We start from the raw sequence: 20,092 nt of genomic DNA, 5'->3' as shown, positions 1-20,092 counted from the left end.
TGTAAATGATATGATACTTTATAAATAGTCATGAGAAAGTAGGAGAGAAAATGAAGGTTACAGAAGGATACATGCCATTTTTAGAGTATCAAACATATTATCGAATTGTCGGAGAAGCATCTGAAAAAAACCCTTTATTATTGTTACATGGAGGACCAGGGTCGACACATAATTATTTTGAATTATTAGATGAACTGGCAGATGATGGGCGACAACTAATCATGTACGACCAATTAGGTTGTGGTTTGTCATCTATTCCTAATAAACCAGAGTTGTGGACAGCTAAAACATGGCTAGATGAGTTGATTACATTAAGAGAATATTTAGGTCTAGAAAGAGTTCATATCCTTGGGCAGTCATGGGGAGGGATGTTGCTTATTAAATATATGTGTGACAAAGAACCTAGTGGTGTAGACAGTATTATTTTATCGAGTACCTTATCGTCTGCGGAATTATGGAAACAAGAGCAACATCGTTTAATCAAATTAATGGATGAAAAAGAGCAAGAGGCTATAGCATATGCTGAAGCAAACAATGATTTCTCAAAACTAGAGTATTTAAAAGCAAATGATCTATTTATGCAACGACATGCAGGTGATATGCCAACTAAAATATCTCCGGAACCTCTTAGACGTCAAAAAACCAGAGGAGAGCAAGCTTATCTGTATGCGTGGGGACCAAATGAATTCTTTCCTATGGGAACATTAAAAACATTTGATTATACCGCTCAGTTGCATCAAATTAAGGTACCAGCCTTGATTATTAGTGGGGCTGATGACTTGTGTACCCCTGTGATTGCCAAGACAATGTATGATGAAATTCCAAACGCAACCTGGGAGTTATTTCAACACAGTCGACATATGCCGTTTGTAGAAGAACGAGATAAATACATTAATATATTAGCTAGTTGGCTTGAAAAGTGAGCAGGTTAAGAGGATACTACCTATTTTTATTAATCTATGGTAGAATTTCCTAATAAGAATATTACGTTTCTTATTAAGAAATAATGAGGTGAAAGCGTGAAAGACAATCAATTGAAACCATATGGAACAGTATTGATTAAAGCGGCTAAAATACTAGATTGCTTAGCAGAAACAACAGGCGATATTACACTAAAACAGGTTGCAGACTTATCAGGCCTGACAACATCTACCGCGTTAAAAATATTGGATACATTAATACTTATTGGATATGTAACACGAAATGAAAAAAGTAAAACATATTATCTAGGTCCTAGCATAGTAAAATATAGTCAAGTATATTCAAGTAATTCGATGTTAAAAAACATAGCTGAGCCCAGTTTAGAAAAACTTCAGTTAGAAGTAGATGAAACAATACATTTAGGGATGTCTAATAATAATGAACTGATCTATATAGATAAACTAGAACCTAAGGAAAAGTCGATTTATATGTCATCTAAGGTTGGAGCAAGAAAACCTCTTTATTCGACAGGAATGGGAAAAGTGTTTTTATCGGCATATAATGATGAAGAATTAGAGCACTACTTTAAAACAGTTCCGCTACAAGCTTATACAGAAAATACTATTACTAACAAATTTTTGATGAAGAAAGAATTACAGAAGATAAAAGAAACAAATATTGCCTATGATGATGAGGAAATGGAAGAAGATTGTTATTGTATTGCTATGCCTATAATGACTAAACAAGGACGGGTTGAAGGAGCATTTAGTGTTAGTATGCCAAAATTTAGAGTAAATGAAGAATTTAGAAATTTTGTGATTGATAAAATGTTAGAGGCAAAAAATACTATCGAAAAAAATTTGAATTAAATATAAACAAATTAAACTGACTGTAAAATTAAGTAAAATAACTAAACAAAATCATTTGTGATCACTCTTCTTGTTTCCTTTGGTTGGAAATACAGTTTGAGTGTATCGCAAATGTTTTTTGTTTTTTGACCTACTTAGGGCATTATCACTGTCTATTAACAAAGATTATTAACATTATATTAAAAAAGTTGTTATAAATTGACTTTTAAGTTATAATTTAAACTAAAATAAGAATTTAACTAAATATATTAAAGGAGAAAAAATTGAAAAAAATATATATTATTATGATGCTAATTTGTTTTTCTATTTGTCTAGTTATTAAAACTGATTTGGTATGGGCATCATCGAATTCAGAAATCACGGGGATGTTACCTGAGCAAAATAAAAATATTGATGATCGTGTTCCCCTAGTCTATGGATATGAAATTAAGGAAGATATTGTTAAATTGAACAGTGCTAATGATGTTTTTAATATTTCTATTATTGGAGATAAGGAAAATAATATGTACTTTTGTTTAGACGAACGCAAATATAATCCAACTGATGGAGAATTAAATACGTTAGAACCTAGTAAACAATTAAAACCAGAAATTAATTGGTTATCGTCAAATTTTTATAATAATATTGAAAACCTTAAATGGAATAAAAACACACCCAATAAAAGTGGTGGAAACAGTCCTATAGATAGCTTTAATAAGGCTAATTTTTACAATAAGTATGTCTATACACAATTAGCAATTTGGCATTTTACTAATCCTACACAATTTTCGATGAGTCGTAATGTAATTAAAAATAATCCCGAGGTTATTGCATTAATTAACGAAGCAAATAAAAATAAAAATTTTTATAATCCGACGTATACCGATGCGTTAAATGTTATTAATAATATTAAATATGAAGCGACAGAATTATCTAAAGAAAGTGAAGATGATGATACTTATATTTTTTCAACTACTATTGTAAATTCAGGATCAACCGAATCGTTCGATGTTAAAGATATCAAGTATGCAGTGTCAATAGAAGATAAGAGTCAAAAACGTGATGTTACTAAGGACGTTACTATTACACCGCAATCAAATAATAAAATATATATACAAGTACCTAAAAAGCTTTTGCAAGAATCACAATCAAAACTTATAGTATCAGCAAGTGCAACAGTTACTTCAGATAAAGCATTTACTACTCATTATGACAATAAAAATAATAAACAACCAGTATTGGGTGGGTATAAATTTAGTAAAGTACTATTGACTGAAAAATCAATTGAAATCAACGATAAAACACATTATTCTGTCTACAAAAAATGGGATGATCAGAATAATCAAGATGGTAAAAGACCAAAAGAGATAACTGTCCAGTTATATGCTAATAATCAAAAACTGGGAGATCCCATAACATTAAATGCTAACAACAATTGGCAATATACATGGAATGATTTAGATGCTATTACGAATGGGAAAAAAATCGAGTATAGTGTGAAAGAGTTAGGAGAAATAGAGCCTTATAGTTCATCTATCACAACAGATAAAGATCAATTATCTACTACTATTACGAATTCTTATAGTCCAGAAGTGACTAAAATATCTGGTGAAAAAGTTTGGGATGATCAGAATAATCAGGATAATAAGCGTCCTAATTCAGTGACTGTTAATTTATTAGCAGATGGTGAGGAAATAGATGAAAAAATTGTAACACCTAATTCAGAAGGTCATTGGACTTATGAATTTACAAATTTACCTGTATATGCGAATGGAAAGAAAATAGTTTATAGCATTGCAGAAGATACCGTTCCTGACTATTCAACTGAAGTGAATGGCACAACGATTACAAATTCTTATACTCCAGGAAAAACGAGCGTTTCAGTCGCTAAGATGTGGGATGACAATAACAATCAAGATAACATACGACCAAGCAGTATTGAAGTTCAACTTTATAAACAAACTGAAAAAGGTAAGGTAGCGATAGGTTCTGTTGTATTGTTAGATGAAAAGAATAACTGGTCAACAACATGGTCAGATTTACCTTTAATGGATAGTGGAGAAAAAATTAAATATACAGTTGAAGAAGTGAATGGTTCTAAAAATATACCGGGTTATACAACAACTATTGATGATGATGATCATGGAAATATTATTATTACAAATAAGCATGATGTTGAGTTAACAAAGATTCAAGGTGAAAAGACTTGGAATGATGGCAATAATCAAGATGGTATTCGACCGGATAAAATTACAATCAGTTTATACGCAAATGGTGTTAAAACAGCTCAAAAAATTGTGACGGCATCAGATAATTGGTTATATGAATTTAATGATTTGCCTGTCTATTCACAAGGGGAAAAAATTAACTATACTGTACAGGAAACACCAGTAGAGGGATATGAAACAAAGAGTGATGGAGTGAATATAACAAACACACATACTCCAGAAACAACAACAGTTACTGGATCAAAATCATGGCATGACCAAGATAATCAAGACGGCATTCGGCCAAATAAAATTACAGCTATTTTATATGCAAATGGAGAGGAAGTTGATCGTCAAATAGTTACGGAAGAAACCAATTGGGTATACACATTTACAGATCTACCTAAAAATAGTAATGGGAAAGAAATAGAGTATACTATTAAGGAAATTCCTGTACCTGGATACGATCTAACAGTAAATGACATAAATTTATTAAATACTCATGCTGTAGATAAAACAAAAATCTCAGGAACTAAAACGTGGGATGATGATAACAATAACGATGGGAAACGTCCTAAATCAATTATTGTGTATCTTTATGCAGATGGTGAGCGTATAAAGCAACAAGAGGTAACACCTGATAAGTCTGGTGTTTGGTCATACGAATTTGATAATTTAGATAAATATAAAAACGGACAAGAAATAAAATATACTATTCAAGAAGAACCAATCCCTCATTATGAAACCACTATTAACGGAACAAATTTAGTTAACCATTATACTTCAGAAGTGACTGATATTAAAGGTATCAAAACATGGAATGATGCGAACGATAATGATGGAAAGCGACCTAAATCTATTACTGTTTATTTAATTGCTAATGGAAAACCTGAAGCTGAAAAAATAGTCGATGAAACGACCAACTGGGAGTATAGTTTTACCGGATTACCTGTATATAAAGATGGAAAGAAGATTACTTATACAGTTATTGAAGAACCCGTTCATGGATATGAAACATCTATTGATGGCTATAATATAACTAATACTTATTTACTTGAAAAAACCAGTGTCACTGTATCAAAACATTGGAATGACTCAAACAACCAAGATGGTATTCGTCCACAAGATATTAGTGTTCAACTTTATGCCGATGGCGAAGAATCAGGTAAACCTGTGACACTAAACGAAGGTAACAAGTGGCAATATACTTGGAAAGAATTAAATAAAAAGAAAAATGGTAAAACCATTGAATATACAGTGAAAGAAACAAATGTACCAAAAGGCTATAACTCAACCATTGCAAATAATGACAATGGCAATATTATAATCACAAACTCTCATGAACCAGAAAAAACAGAAGTTTCTGGCAAGAAAACCTGGGACGATGCCAACAATCAAGATGGTAAACGCCCAGAATCAATCAAAGTAAACTTATTAGCAAATGGTTCCCAAGTTGATTCGAAAACAGTGACTGAAAAAGATAATTGGGCGTATACGTTTAGTCATTTAGATAAATATAAAAATGGCGAACCAATTGTTTATACGGTTAGTGAAGACAGTGTGCCTGACTACACCGTCTCAATGAAAGACAACAATATTACAAATAGTTACACACCAGGAAAAACCAGTGTCACTGTATCAAAACATTGGAATGACGCAAACAACCAAGATGGTATTCGTCCACAAGATATTAGTGTTCAACTTTATGCCGATGGCAAAGAATCAGGTAAACCTGTGACACTAAACAAAGGTAACAAGTGGCAATATACTTGGAAAGAATTAGATGAAAAGAAAAATGGTAAAACCATTGAGTATACAGTGAAAGAAACAAATGTACCAAAAGGCTATAACTCAACCATTACAAATAATGACAATGGCAATATTATAATCACAAACTCTCATGAACCAGAAAAAACAGAAGTTTCTGGCAAGAAAACCTGGGATGATGCCAACAATCAAGATGGTAAACGCCCAGAATCAATCAAAGTCAACTTATTAGCAAATGGTGTCAAAGTTGATTCGAAAACAGTGACTGAAAAAGATAATTGGGCGTATACGTTTAGTCATTTAGATAAATATGAAAATGGCGAACCAATTGTTTATACGGTTAGTGAAGACAGAGTGTCTGACTACACCGTCTCAATGAAAGACAACAATATTACAAATAGTTACACACCAGGAAAAACCAGTGTCACTGTATCAAAACATTGGAATGACGCAAACAACCAAGATGGTATTCGTCCACAAGATATTAGTGTTCAACTTTATGCCGATGGCAAAGAATCAGGTAAACCTGTGACACTAAACGAAGGTAACAAGTGGCAATATACTTGGAAAGAATTAGATGAAAAGAAAAATGGTAAAACCATTGAGTATACAGTGAAAGAAATAAATGTACCAAAAGGCTATACTGCTACTGTCACAGATGATGGTAAAGGACACCTCACTTTGACAAACTCTCACAATGTATCAAAAGTACCCGGAACTAGTGGAAGTGGTACAACAAATAATAATAAATCGAATTTACCCAGTACAGGTGAAGGTCATTCAATGAGTCCTATTTTCTATGGAGCAGGCATATTATTAATGTCAATGGGTGCTTTTTATATTAGAAGAAAACACTAAAATCCATGTTTATAAACATCAATTTTATGGGCTCTTTGTCAAATAGGACTGATGAGTTAAATTGGGGCTCTTGGTCAACTAGTGTGGGTAAAAGATCAAACGTTAGAATTTAAGATCTAGAAAGCTTTTTAGTTTTCTAGATCTTTTTTGGTGATTTGAAAGCAGACTTCTTTAAACAAATTGATAGTCGTAGCTTAAAATTATAAAAACTTCTCATGCCATAGGCATTCCTCTTTATGACTTTAATATGGTTATTCATACATTCTAAGGGACCATTTGAATAAGATGTTTCAAAGGTGTTTTTTATTTCTTCTCGATACTTTTTAAATGTTTTAAAAACAGTAACAAACTCTTTAAATTGTGTCGGTTGATCATTTAATTCTATAAATAAAGAATAATCTTTTGTTTGAATCGCTCTTAAAATTTGTTGATAGGTGTTGTAAGTTTCTGTCAATTTAGAATCATAGGCTAGCAAGCGTTTAAGTAATTCTTTTTCAGAAAGATACGCTTTAAATAAAGGACTCCAATGTTGCTCGATATACTCTAATTTGTCATAACTTTTTTGAAGTATCTTCCAATATTTTTTAATTCTCCTATAGATAATGCCATTATCTTTATATTTTAATTGAGTCGTTATTTTAATCCGTATCTTTTGAAATGCTCTGCCGATATGTTGAACGAGATGGAATTTATCTAAAACTACTTTAGCATTAGGGAAAACCCGTTTAGTCAAAGTGATATAAGGTTGATAGATATCTGAAACAACATATTTTACGTGTTTCCTATTAGCTAAAGAGAAGCCGTTAAAATAATTCTCAATTTTTGGTAATCTTCGATCAGGTAAAATATCAATTAATTCATTTGTTTCGCCGTCCATCATAATAAAGCTCATTGAACCAGCTACTTTTTTAACGGATTTAAATTCATCAAAACAAAGGACAGATGGCAGCTCATAACTATATTTCTTGATTGGTTGATACCGTTCTTTTAATACTTGATAGACAGTTGAAGTTGAGATATTCGTTTGTTTTGCAATACCACTCATGGCGTATTTAGAGGTTAATTGTTTTGCGACAAGCCGTTTCAAATTATTAGAAATACAGTTGTTTCTAGAAACGAAAGGAGTATCTAAAACAAAGGTCGTATTACATTTTTTACAAAAGAAACGACGTTTCTTTAATCTAATATAAGTGACATATTCCGAAACACTAGGCATTTAATTAGACTAGTTGTATATCCCCATTTAATAATATTAGAGTGGTTACTTTGACAATGCTGACAGCATTGAGGAGATTCTTCTAAAAAGCCATGGAATATCCGAGAGAACACGCCTTTTATTTTTTCAGTAGATAAACAGTTTTCATTAAAAATAATATTTAAGTCTAGTATATTTAAGATATCTTTGATAGTCTGTGAATATGATATGTGGTATCCTCCTTGGTTTGTTTTTCGCAATTTCATTCTAACGGATAACACATGTTTTTGTGTACTAAAAACTGCTGGTAACTTTCGTTACCAACAGTAAAAATTATAGAGCCGTTTTTGTGTACAAAAAAACTGCCGGTAACTTTTGTTACCAACAGTAGAAATTATAGAGCCCAAAAAAACTACCAGCCACATGACTGGTAGAAAAAAGGAGTTGTTTTATTTACTTTGGGGGAGTAAATAAAGTAAAAAAATTGTAGGGTTGTTTGTTACTACACAAAGAATAATAACTCTTATCTATGAAATAAATATGAAGACATGTGTGCAATTGTTTGAATAAAATTCGATTAATTATCGGCTAAATAGGTTTCTTTTTTAAGACGTGTTAATTGTTTAAAGGCATATTCTTTTTGCATGGCTTCACTTTTTGTTTCAAATACTTCATGATGAATCATTTTTGCTGGTCGTCTTTTTTTTAGTCTAGTATATTTTGCGCCTTTACCAGAGTTATGCTCAGCTAGTCGTCTTTCTAAGTTTGTGGTATAACCAGCATAAAAAGTATTGTCAGCACATAATAATACGTAAAAATAGTGATGTTTAACTTGTGCCATGAAGCATCTCCTTAATCTCTGGTAAATACTCATTATCCTCACCATAAACATAAAGAGGAGGAAGAATTCTTAATCCATCTGTTTTCCCATCTTTAATTCCTTCAATGAGTAATGTATTGGCTTCTTTATTCGTTTTGGGATAGACAAATTGGATTCGTTTTGGCGCAATACGATTTTTTTCCATACTATGTAAAATATCAATCAAACGATCAGGTCTGTGTACCATCGCAATTTTTCCATTCATTTTTAATAGCTTAGAGGCTTGTTGAAACACATCATCAATTCCTAAATGAATTTCATGACGAGCAATCGCTAAATAAGGATTAGGGTTTTTTTTACTATTTGGCGCTTCTTTAAAGTAAGGTGGATTGCATGTGATAAAATCCACTGAATCGGGTTTTATAAATTGCGTGATGTTTTTAACATCAGCATGAATCATGGTCATTGAGTCGTTAAACTGGTTTAATTCGATACTGCGTTTCGCCATATCATAGAGCTTTTCTTGTAGTTCAACGCCAGTAATTGTTGCGTGTGTTCTAGGGTGCATAAATAAGCCGATAGCACCATTTCCAGCGCAAAAGTCGACGATAGCCCCTCTTTTAGGAATCGAGGCAAAATGAGCTAATAATACAGCATCTAGCGAGAATGAAAACACATCAGAGCTTTGAATGATTTGTATGTCTTGTGATAGCAGTTGGTCAATGCGTTCACCTGGATTGAGTTTTGTCATCAATTAAGTCACATCCTTTGATATCATTTGTACATTATATCAAAGTTACATAAAAATAGAATAAGAAAAACTTGCAAGTTTTGATTTAATTCGGCATACTGATAGGGAATTTAATGTAAAGGATGAAAAAAATGTATCGAGTACTTTTAGCGGTTGTTCGATTTTTAACGTTTGTCATCAATACCAACTCAAGATTTGTTGGTAAAGACAATCTACCAAAAGATAGAAATTATGTCCTAGTCAGCCCACATAGAACATGGTTTGAACCATTGTACTTTGCTATGGGAGCTTGGCCGAAAAAATTTGCTTTTATGGCAAAAAAAGAATTATTTAAAAATCCGATCTTATCTTATATTTTGAAAAAATGTCATGCTTTTCCTGTGGATCGTGATAATCCTGGCCCTAGTGTGATTAAAACACCAGTTAAAACGTTGAAAAACACTGATTTAAGCGTCATGGTCTTTCCTAGTGGCAGTCGTTACTCTGAAGAACTAAAAGGTGGTGCGGCACTTATCGCAAAAATGGGGAAAGTTGATATTATTCCAGCTGTGTACCAAGGACCATTGACATTCGGTGGATTGTTTACAAAACGTCGTGTGACAGTTGCGTATGGAACGCCAATTGATATCTCAGATATTAAAAAAATGGACAAAGATGGCATTGCAGAAGTGGAAAGACGTATGCAAGAAGCATTTAATCAATTAGATTATCAAGTCAATCCAGATTTCGTTTATGTGCCACCAGTTAAAAAAGAAAAAATAGACTCTTAGAAATTATTCTAAGGGTTTTTATTTTTTATTGTTGACATGTAGTTAATGCAACATCACGTTTGATGGGCATATTTAAATATTAAATGAATAAAAATTAGAGGTCGTGTTCTTAACTAATAGGTTATTATTTGTAAGGTCATAGTAGTTTTGTTCAAAAATCTGTATACAAAGAAGTTAACAGAAATACTAAAATAAGACTAATATGATCGTAAAAAATAAAAAACTCTCACCATAAAATGATGAGAGAAGGAAGGAAAAAATAAAAAAGTTATTTAGCTATTTATTTCTTTTTGGGGGAAAAGAAATAACGTGGATGGTAGGATTCGAACCTACACCTCAAAGGATAGAGAATGAACTGTCTGTTAAATCTCAATGAGTCAAAACACCTCGTTCACCCACAACATAATTAAGTTGTATTAATTAACTATAAACATAGTTTAACGTGATCCTCTTAAATTTAGCTTAAAAAAGTCTGTAGAATTTATGAAATGTGAGAAAAATTTTTCGTTAAAAAAGTAAGTAGGTCAAGATAAGGAATCCATTAAACAATCTGATTAAAGTTTGTTATAATGGAGAGAAGACCTTTTTGGAGGAATACGATGAAATTTTTACAGACAGCTGATTGGCATATAGGACGTAAATTAAATGGATTCAGTCTACTAGAAGAACAACGAGATGCATTTGATAAAATGCTACAGGTTGCGACAGAACAAGATGTCGATGCAATTGTTGTCGCAGGAGATTTATACGATCGCTCGATGCCGTCTGTTGAGGCAGTTGAGTTGTTAAATACGATGATGATTGAGATGAATCTGGTGCATAAATTTCCTGTTTTAGCCATTTCAGGTAATCATGACAGTGCGACAAGATTATCAACAGGATCTCCTTGGCTAGAAAAAGAGCAATTTTATTTATACACACAGTTGGAACAATTTTTTTCTCCTGTTGTGGTAGGTGATACACAGTTCTTTTTAATGCCTTACATTGAGCCGGTTCATGCAAGATTGTATTTTAATGACGATACGCTAGTGACTATTCCACTTGTTATGGAGCGTCTTATGACAGAAGCAAAATCATTCTTTTTACCAGATAAATATCATGTGTTAATTAGCCACTTTTTTGTGACTGGCGCGTGTAAAAGTGAATCTGAAACACCACTTGAAGTAGGAGGACTTTCTAGTGTGCCAGCTGATATGTTTGAGTTGTTTGATTATGTGGCATTAGGGCATTTACATGATAAAAATGCATTAAGTAATCAAGCGTCGATTAAATACAGTGGGTCATTATTGAAATACTCATTATCTGAGAGAAATCAGGATAAAGGTGTCCGTGTGGTGACTCTAAAAGATGACGGCGTAGAAAGTCAGTTTATCCCAATAGCTCCTTTACGAGATGTGGCCCTTTTACGTGGCGAATTTTCAGAATTAACAGATTATGAGTTTTATCAAGACGTTAATCGTGAAAATTATATTGCGGTTGAATTAACTGATAAAACAAGTGTGCCAAATGCGTTGTCAGAACTTAGACAAATTTATCCACGAATGATTAGTTTAGAACGTATCAGCGAACAAAAAGATATCACGGATGAGCGCTATGACGATATCGAGATAAAAAAAGTCTCTCCAAAAGAAGTCATCGCAAACTACTTTGAAGACGTGACCGATGAAGCTCTAACCATAAAGCAACATGAATGGTTAGAAGAAGCATTGATTGATGTAGAGAAAGAAAAATAGGAGGGAAATCATGAAGCCTTTAACATTAACGTTAGAATATTTTGGACCATATGAAGATGAGACGATTGATTTTTCTTCTTTTTACGCACAATCATTGTTTTTAATTTCAGGTAAAACAGGTTCTGGGAAGACAACACTTTTTGATGCGATGAGTTATGCATTATATGGAAACACATCAGGTGATTCTCGTGAAGCAAAAGAAATGCGGTCAAATTTTTCGACGATTGATGATGTGACACGCGTAACATTTGTGTTTGAACATGACAAAAAAACGTATCATATCGTTCGTGAGCCGGAGCAATTACGTAGAAGGTTACGTGGTGAGGGAGAAAAATTAGAAAAAGCCAAATCAGTTTTGACAATTTTTGATGAAGATGGGAAAGAAGAAGCACAGTATACCAAACAAATGGATGTTAACATTCATATCCAAGAGTTATTACAACTTAGTGCAAAACAATTTTCGCAAATCGTGATGTTGCCACAAGGTGATTTTCAACGGTTTCTACAATCTGATAGTGACAATAAAGAAGCTGTCTTACGCCAGTTATTTGATACTTCTAAGTATCAAGAAATCGCTAGAAAGCTTAAAGATAAGAAAAAAGAGCATTCTAATGAGTTAAAGAAAGAACAACAAAAATTACAAACGCTCTTTGAACAAGTCGAATGGGATGAAGAGTTCCTAGAAACTGTGTCAGGTGATAGGACAATCGAAGAAAAATTAGCGTTATATGATGAACAAAAACAAAAAAAAGAGCAACACATTGCTGATTTAAATGATAACGTGACGTTAGTTAAGAAAGAACGGGATGACCAACTTGCTGGATTAGAAGTAGCTCGAGCGTTAGAAAAATTATTTGTCGAAAAAGATGAAACCGAAAAAATGCTAGAGAAACGATTGCTTGAAACAGAGAAAATCAATGACTTGAAACAACGTATGACACGTTTTTCTCAATTAGAACCATTAGAAAAAGTACTGATTGATATCAGCACTTCTCAGACAAAGCTAGATGAACAAGTGCAACAACAAACGATAACCAAAACAGAACTTCACGAGGTAGAAAAACATCACTTGGAATTAGTTGATAAGAAAAAAGCGCTAGATAATCAAGAAACAACGATAAAAGAGCTTGAAACTTATTTGGTGAAATTAGAAGAACGTCTGCCATTATTTGAAGAAGAAGCACAGTTAGCTAAAAAACTAGCAGAGTTAGTCACAGAAGAAGAAAAACAAGCAGTTGAATTAAAAGAGCTTGAAACACATGTTGAAAACGCAAAACAAAACCAAGATGAGTTGCAACAAGCAGTGGATACTATTCCTTCTTTATACAAGGAACTGACTAACTTAAAAGAAAAACAAGTGAAAGAAACATCATTATTAGACGATGTGACATCTTTTCAAACTTATCTTGGTGAAGAAGAGTCTTTAAAAAAAGAGTATGAAAAACATGAAGAGACACTGTTGTTACGACAAAAAGAATTAGAGGACTTAAAGCTTAAATTAGCAGAGAAAAAAGATTCGTGGGCACGAGGTCAAATTGCTAGATTGAGTTTAGATTTGATAGACGGTGAACCTTGTCCAGTTTGTGGCGCGATTGACCATCCAGAACCTGCTCATGTAACACAACTATCCAAAGAAGAATTTGATGTCTTAGAACAGAAAATAGAATGTCTTACAACAAAAGAAGAGCAGTTAGTTCAAGATATCAGTCATCTACAAGCACAAAAAGATGCGACACAAGATAAGGTAACTAGTTTAGTATCCAAACAAACCAGTTTATCAGAGAAAATATCAACTAATATGGTAGAGATAGATAAGACACATTGGTTAGAAACAGTGACTAAACAAGTTAAAATAACCACTCAACAAGTGAGTGATTATACACAACAGCTAACAGAACTTGAAGTCAAACAAGAAGAGTTGGAACAAGCTAAAGCTGAGTTAGGTCAGCTTGATAAAAAACGAAGTGAAAGTCAGACTACTATCCAACAAATCAAAGAAGAAAAACGATTGTGTCAACATAGTAATGATGAGTTGAAAAAACGTATAGGAACAGATGTTACTTCTTTTGAAGAAGCAAAAAAAGAACAACAAACAATCAAGCAACAAATTGATACTTGGTATGAAGAAAGCAAACAATGTGACAAATCATTATCTGAGATGATGACTGATAAAACGAAATTACAAACAAGGCTAGAGGAATTAGAACATAATAAACAAGTCCTACAAAACGAATTAACCGAACTTGAAAAAAGTAAAACAGCCTTTTTATTTGATTATCAGTGGGATGAAGAGATGCTTCAAACTATCTTAGCCGATAAAGAAAATAAAGTAAGGTATGAAGAAACCATTGCTCAATTTGAAAAAGAAATTTACTCATTAAAAGAAACGTTATCGAGCTTGAAAGATAAAACGAAAGAAGCAGACAAACCAGATTTAACAAAATTAGAGAAACTATACCAAGTAGCAAACCAAAAGTATGAACAAGTGGTAGATGATAAACGTCAACAAGAAATTAAATTGGAGAATAACAATAAAACAATTCAAACGATTCAGACATTGATGACAGATATCAAAGAAGATATGCGAGTATTGCATGAGCTGAGTGTGTTATCAGATGTGTTAAATGGAGATAGTGACAATAAATTAAGCATTGAGCGATATGTGTTGCAAAGCTATCTGCGTAAAATTTTGGCCGTTGCAAACCACACATTGAAAAAACTCACACGAGGTCGATATACCTTTGCATTAAGAGATGTCAAACAATCCTCGAAGAAAAAAACAGGTTTAGAAATTGATATTTTTGATGACAATGTGGGGCAACTAAGAGGAGTCAATACTCTGTCAGGTGGCGAGAGTTTTATTGCGTCTCTTACATTAGCATTGGCACTAGCTGAAGTGATTCAAAGTGAAGCAGGCGGTGTGAAAATTGATGCGATGTTTGTTGACGAAGGGTTTGGCTCGCTAGATGAGGAGGCACTTGAAACAGCGATTCGTGCGCTTGAAACAATGGGTGAGAGTAATCGATTGATTGGCATTATTTCTCATGTTAATGAATTAAAAGAAAGAATCCCACAACAATTAAAAATATCAGTGTCTAAAGACAATCGAAGTCATGCGACACCACAGCTAGAATTCACGTAAGGAGTGGTAAAATGAAGTGGTCCATACCGGAAAAAGTAATAGAAGAAGGACGAGAGTGTGCCAAAGAAGGCAGGGTTGTCTCTTGGTCTAAAAATCTAGAAAGACGTGTATGGTACGCTGAAGTCATCGGAAGTGACATGCTTTATGTTGAACTAGACGGAACAGCTAAAGAAGATGATGTATGCCAGTGTATGTATTGGGAACAACATGGTTATTGCAAGCACACAGTAGCAGTAGAACTTGCAATGCGTGAACAAAGGGTATCACGATTTATTCCTCGTACGGAATTAAAAGAAACAGATGCACCAAAAGTTATTTCTCCAGCTGTTGTTTTTACAAAAGGATTTGAACGACTGCAAGAAGCAGAACTTAGAAAACTGATTAGACAAACAGATGATTTGTTTTTAACATATGGAATAGACATTGTCCCAACGTCTGAGTATCATGATGAACAATCCGTTTTGGGACTCCATTTAAGAATCGGAAGACGAGATACACCAAATAAAACGTATGTTGTAAAAAATATGGATGAATTTTTAGAAGCATACAAACAAGATAGGGAAATTCGGATTAGCACGATTAATTGGAAAGTCGGAGCAACTGCATTTAATTCAGAAGATAATGCATTGATTCACAGTATGTTGGCTATGAAAGAACAACAAACATTAGTCGTTAATAGTCGCTCACAAGCTAAATCTGTGATTGATAGACGCTATATGATATTAAGTAAGCAAGAAGCACGTGAGTTATTTGATCACTTTAAACATGACAAGGCATTTGTTATAAAAGGGTTTGATACTCAGATTAAACGTGCGGTGATTCATCAAGGGAAGATTCCATTGACAGTAACTTTATCACCAGTGGGTTTAACGGATTACGAATTGACAATTATTGATCCGTTTATTGTGTTTTTAGAAGAATACCGATGGTTAGTTGGAACAGATGGCTTTTACGAATTAACAGAAGAGCAGGCAGCTAGTTATCAAGTGTTAACCCAAATGCTGAAACGACTTGATAAGCCAACAATTTACTATACCAAAGATCAGGTGAGTTCACTCTTTTCGTATGTTTTACCTCAACTAGCATTGTTGTGTGACTTTGAATTACCCGAATCATTAGATGATGAGGTATTACGATATCCATTAGATATTAAGTTGTACTTCCACAAAGAAGAGGCATCATTAGTAGTTCGTGTTGATTTTTGTTACGGGGATTATGTCTTTTCAAATGAACCGAAATATAGCACGTCCATCGGTGAAGAAGGTGTCGTGTTACGTGATAAAGTACAAGAGGAACGGCTACTGACACTATTACGTCATTATGGGTACGGAACTTATGCACAAAAATATAGCAAAACTTTTCCAAATGATTTGGAACGTTTTTACTTCTTCACAAGAGAAATTCCAACGTTTGAAAAATACACGACTGTGCATCTTTCAGATGATATTAAAGCTTTGTATTTAACAGCAGATGAGCATCAACCAAAAGCTCGTATTATTGAAAATGGGTCATGGTTTGATATCCAATTTGATATTTCATCTGTTGATGAAACAGAAGTCAATGACGTATTAAGTAGTTTAATGCAAAATAAAGAGTATCATCAGCTACGCAATGGTCAGGTGTTGATGCTTGATGATGAGGCATATAAAGAAACCAATCAAATGCTACGCTTATTGCGTGAAGATATTCGTCTAGATGGTAATCGTTTAGAAGTCCCAACTTATCGTAGTTTAGTATTGAGTGAAGCTATGACACAGTTATCAGATGTCGAGACGAGTGATTATTTTGAAACGATGGTTGACGAGTTGACCCATCCTGAAAAGGTTGAAGTTTCTTTACCGAATAAATTAAATGCCACGTTACGTGACTATCAGTTAACAGGCTTTAAGTGGTTTAAAATACTTAGCAAATATCACTTTGGCGGAATTTTGGCTGATGATATGGGGTTAGGTAAAACCATTCAGACTATTGCGTATTTACTGTCAGAAAAAGAAGATGGCGAGTTGACAAAACCAAGTGTCATCGTAGCTCCAGCTAGTTTGTTGTATAATTGGCAACTTGAGTTAGAAAAATTTGCACCAAGTTTAAAATCTAAGTTGATTATCGGTGGAAAAGAAGAAAGAAACGAACAAATTGCGTCACTTGATGATGTTGATGTGGCGATTATTTCTTATTCAACGTTACGTCAAGATAGTACAGAATTTAGAAAAATTGATTGTCACAGTGTGATTTTAGATGAAGCACAAATGGTGAAAAATTCGACAACAAAAACGTTCCAATCAATATCTGGATTAAAATCAGATCGCGTATTTGCTTTAAGTGGGACGCCAATTGAAAATAGATTAGAAGAATTATGGTCATTATTTAAATTATTGATGCCGGGATTTTTCCCACCAAAACGTCGGTTTAAGCAGCTTGAAACAACTGAAGTCGCCACAATGATTAAGCCTTTTGTATTACGTCGAGTGAAAAAAGAAGTCTTGCAAGATTTACCAGATAAAGTGGAAACAGATCGATATTCTCAATTAACAGGGGAACAAAAAACCGTGTACGTGGCTTATTTAAAACAAATTCAAGAATCTATGTCACAGCTTAATGAAAAAGATTTTAACAAACAACGTATGTCAATTTTAGCTGGTATTACTCGGCTGCGTCAGATTTGTTGCCATCCAGGATTATTCATTGACGGGTACACAGGTGGTTCTGGAAAAATGGATCAAGCACTTGATTTAATTGAACAAGCCAAAAGTAATGGTCGACGCGTATTATTATTTTCTCAATTTACTGGAATGCTAAGCATTTTAGAAGATGAGTTAGCAAAAAGAGACGTCGGTACATTTTACTTGCGTGGTAGCACACCGGTTAAAGAGCGTCAAAAATTGGTTGAGAGATTTAATCGTGGCGAAAAAGATGTTTTCTTGATTTCACTTAAAGCTGGTGGAACAGGATTAAACCTTACAGGAGCAGATACGGTCATTTTATATGATTTGTGGTGGAATCCAGCAGTTGAGGAACAAGCAACAGGTCGAGCTCATCGTATAGGTCAAACAAAAAAAGTAGAAGTATGGCGATTATTAGCTGAAGGCACCATTGAAGAGCGAATGAATCAACTTCAATTAGAAAAAAAAGCACTGTTCCAAAAAGTCCTTCATTCAGAAGATGCACCAGAATTGTCATCAATGACGATGGATGATATTAAACATATTTTAGCCATTGGTGATGAGGATTAACATGAAAGGTCACTCTTTCATGTTTTTCTTTTTGTATGATATAGTTTATTTTACAGTATTTATTTAGGAGGAGTTAGATGGTAAAACGATTCTTTTCGTATTATCGACCGTATAAAGCATTATTCATTGTCGATTTTACATGTGCAATTATCGCAGCATTACTTGAATTATCATTTCCGGTTATTGTCAATCAAGTGATTGATAGAATTATGCCGTTAAAAAATATTCGCTTGATTTTATTAGTCAGTGCGGCATTGTTTGGATTTTACGTCATCAATACCACATTACAGTATGTCGTGGTTTATTTTGGACATAAGTTAGGGGTTAATATCGAAACGGATATGCGTAATGAGTTATTTACACACTTGCAAAAACAACCTTACGACTATTATGACAACCAAAAAACAGGAAAGCTGATGACACGTTTAACGAGTGATTTATTTGAAATTTCAGAACTGGCTCATCATGGACCAGAAGATGTGTTTATCACGATTATGACACTTGTTGGGTCATTTCTATTAATGTTTCAAATTCATCCTCAACTAGCTTTTGCGACAGCTGTGATGGTGCCTTTTATTACGATTGCATTAGTCTTTTTCAATAAAAAAATGACAAAAGTCAATACAACGATTTATGAAAATCTTGGCGAATTTAATGCAGGAATTGAAGCCAGTGTGAGTGGAATTCGTGTGACGCAAGCTTTTGCCAATGAAGAACATGAGGTCACTCGGTTTGCCGGACTAAACGAATTATATCGTCAATCAAAACTAGCTTTTTATAAAACGATGGCAGTGAGTTCATCATATAACTATTTGATGATTCGGTTGATTAATTTATTTGCTTTATTATTTGGGTCTTATTACACGATACGTGGGGACATAACCAATGGGAATTTCGTTGGGTTTATCTTGTTATCAAATGTGTTTGCTAGACCAATTGAGAAAATCAATACTATGATTGAGAGTTATCCAAAAGGGTTTGCCGGATTCAAGCGATTTGTTGAAGAGATTGACAAAGAGCCCTCTATCCAAGATAGTGACACGGCAGTTGACTTAAAACCAGTGACAGGAAACATTGAATACAGAGATGTTTCATTTAGCTACAGTGATGGCACGCAAGTATTTGATAACTTATCTTTAGATATAAAATTAGGGGAAACAGTGGCTTTTGTTGGGCCAAGTGGGGCAGGGAAAACAACCTTATGCCATTTATTACCACGCTTTTATGATATTGATAGTGGTGATATTTTGATTGATGGTCAAAACATTCAAGACGTTACATTAAAATCATTGCGTGAACAAATTGGATTAGTCCAACAAGATGTCTTTTTATTTCCAGGAACGATTAAGGAAAATATTTTATATGGAAAATTAGATGCAACAGAAGAAGATGTGTTAGAGGCCGTGAAACTCGCTCATTTAGAACAAGTTATAGACGGCTTGCCTGATGGGTTAGACACAGTCATCGGCGAACGTGGTGTGAGATTATCAGGCGGACAGAAACAACGTGTGGCGATTGCTCGCATGTTTTTAAAGAATCCACCAATTTTAATTTTAGATGAAGCCACATCAGCTCTTGATACAGAAACAGAACAAGTGATTCAAGAGTCACTAGGTTCACTGGCTAAAGGACGCACGACTCTCATCATCGCACACCGTTTAGCGACAATTAAGGATGCAACTCGTATTGTTGTCGTTGATACAACAGGTATCGTTGAAAGTGGCTCACATGAAGAGTTAATGCAAAAACAAGGAGCATATAAAAAATTATATGACGCACAATTTAGAAACTAAAAGCTAGGAGCAACTGCTCTTGGCTTTTTTCTTTTTTGTAGGAAACATGTGATAAAA

Annotated in this window: 11 protein-coding genes; 8 read left to right on the top strand and 3 right to left on the bottom strand. The window is 33.8% G+C overall.

Annotation, left to right across the window (positions count from 1 at the left end):
- Positions 1–50 precede the first annotated feature (50 nt).
- The 3 genes from pepI (at position 51) to BHY08_RS09840 (ending at position 6,601) form a co-directional block, all read left to right on the top strand.
- On the top strand, positions 51–923 hold the full coding sequence (gene pepI, locus BHY08_RS09850; RefSeq protein WP_071457694.1) for a proline iminopeptidase: 873 nt from the start codon (positions 51–53) through the stop codon (positions 921–923).
- A 96-nt stretch (positions 924–1,019) separates the two neighbouring features.
- Positions 1,020–1,790 (top strand): IclR family transcriptional regulator, encoded by a 771-nt coding sequence (locus tag BHY08_RS09845; RefSeq protein WP_071457693.1) that lies wholly within the window; start codon positions 1,020–1,022, stop codon positions 1,788–1,790.
- A 263-nt stretch (positions 1,791–2,053) separates the two neighbouring features.
- Positions 2,054–6,601, top strand: a complete 4,548-nt coding sequence (locus BHY08_RS09840; RefSeq protein WP_071457692.1) for a Cna B-type domain-containing protein — start codon at positions 2,054–2,056, stop codon at positions 6,599–6,601.
- Between the two features lie 136 nt (positions 6,602–6,737).
- Here BHY08_RS09840 and BHY08_RS09835 read toward each other — a convergent pair whose 3' ends face one another.
- The 3 genes from BHY08_RS09835 to BHY08_RS09825 all read right to left on the bottom strand — a co-directional run bounded on the left by BHY08_RS09835 (position 6,738) and on the right by BHY08_RS09825 (position 9,367).
- Positions 6,738–7,817 (bottom strand): ISL3 family transposase, encoded by a 1,080-nt coding sequence (locus BHY08_RS09835; RefSeq protein WP_245729981.1) that lies wholly within the window; start codon positions 7,815–7,817, stop codon positions 6,738–6,740.
- A 556-nt stretch (positions 7,818–8,373) separates the two neighbouring features.
- The gene (locus BHY08_RS09830; RefSeq protein ID WP_071457691.1) at positions 8,374–8,637 is read right to left on the bottom strand and encodes a GIY-YIG nuclease family protein; all 264 of its coding nucleotides are present in this window, start codon (positions 8,635–8,637) and stop codon (positions 8,374–8,376) included.
- On the bottom strand, positions 8,624–9,367 hold the full coding sequence (locus tag BHY08_RS09825) for a tRNA1(Val) (adenine(37)-N6)-methyltransferase (RefSeq protein WP_071457690.1): 744 nt from the start codon (positions 9,365–9,367) through the stop codon (positions 8,624–8,626). Before BHY08_RS09825 ends, BHY08_RS09830 begins: the two co-directional genes overlap by 14 nt.
- A 131-nt stretch (positions 9,368–9,498) precedes the next feature.
- On the opposite strand from BHY08_RS09825, the gene BHY08_RS09820 reads away from it, so the two are divergent.
- From BHY08_RS09820 to BHY08_RS09800, 5 genes are all read left to right on the top strand, one after another.
- Positions 9,499–10,137, top strand: coding sequence for a lysophospholipid acyltransferase family protein (locus BHY08_RS09820; protein WP_071457689.1), 639 nt, complete (start codon positions 9,499–9,501; stop codon positions 10,135–10,137).
- A 599-nt stretch (positions 10,138–10,736) separates the two neighbouring features.
- A complete protein-coding gene (locus tag BHY08_RS09815; RefSeq protein ID WP_071457688.1) occupies positions 10,737–11,870 on the top strand; it encodes an exonuclease SbcCD subunit D in 1,134 nt (377 codons plus the stop codon).
- Between the two features lie 10 nt (positions 11,871–11,880).
- Positions 11,881–15,012, top strand: coding sequence for an AAA family ATPase (locus BHY08_RS09810; protein ID WP_071457687.1), 3,132 nt, complete (start codon positions 11,881–11,883; stop codon positions 15,010–15,012).
- 11 nt (positions 15,013–15,023) lie between these two features.
- Positions 15,024–18,242 carry a DEAD/DEAH box helicase gene (locus BHY08_RS09805; RefSeq protein WP_071457686.1) on the top strand — a complete coding sequence of 1,073 codons (3,219 nt, stop codon included), beginning with the start codon at positions 15,024–15,026 and terminating at the stop codon, positions 18,240–18,242.
- A 77-nt stretch (positions 18,243–18,319) separates the two neighbouring features.
- Positions 18,320–20,035, top strand: coding sequence for an ABC transporter ATP-binding protein (locus tag BHY08_RS09800; protein WP_071457685.1), 1,716 nt, complete (start codon positions 18,320–18,322; stop codon positions 20,033–20,035).
- Positions 20,036–20,092: the final 57 nt, after the last annotated feature.

It is taken from the genome of Vagococcus teuberi, assembly GCF_001870205.1.
In the GTDB taxonomy this organism is placed as follows: domain Bacteria; phylum Bacillota; class Bacilli; order Lactobacillales; family Vagococcaceae; genus Vagococcus; species Vagococcus teuberi.
Note: the sequence above shows the minus strand (reverse complement) of the source record. Positions and strands in the feature narration are given on the sequence as shown.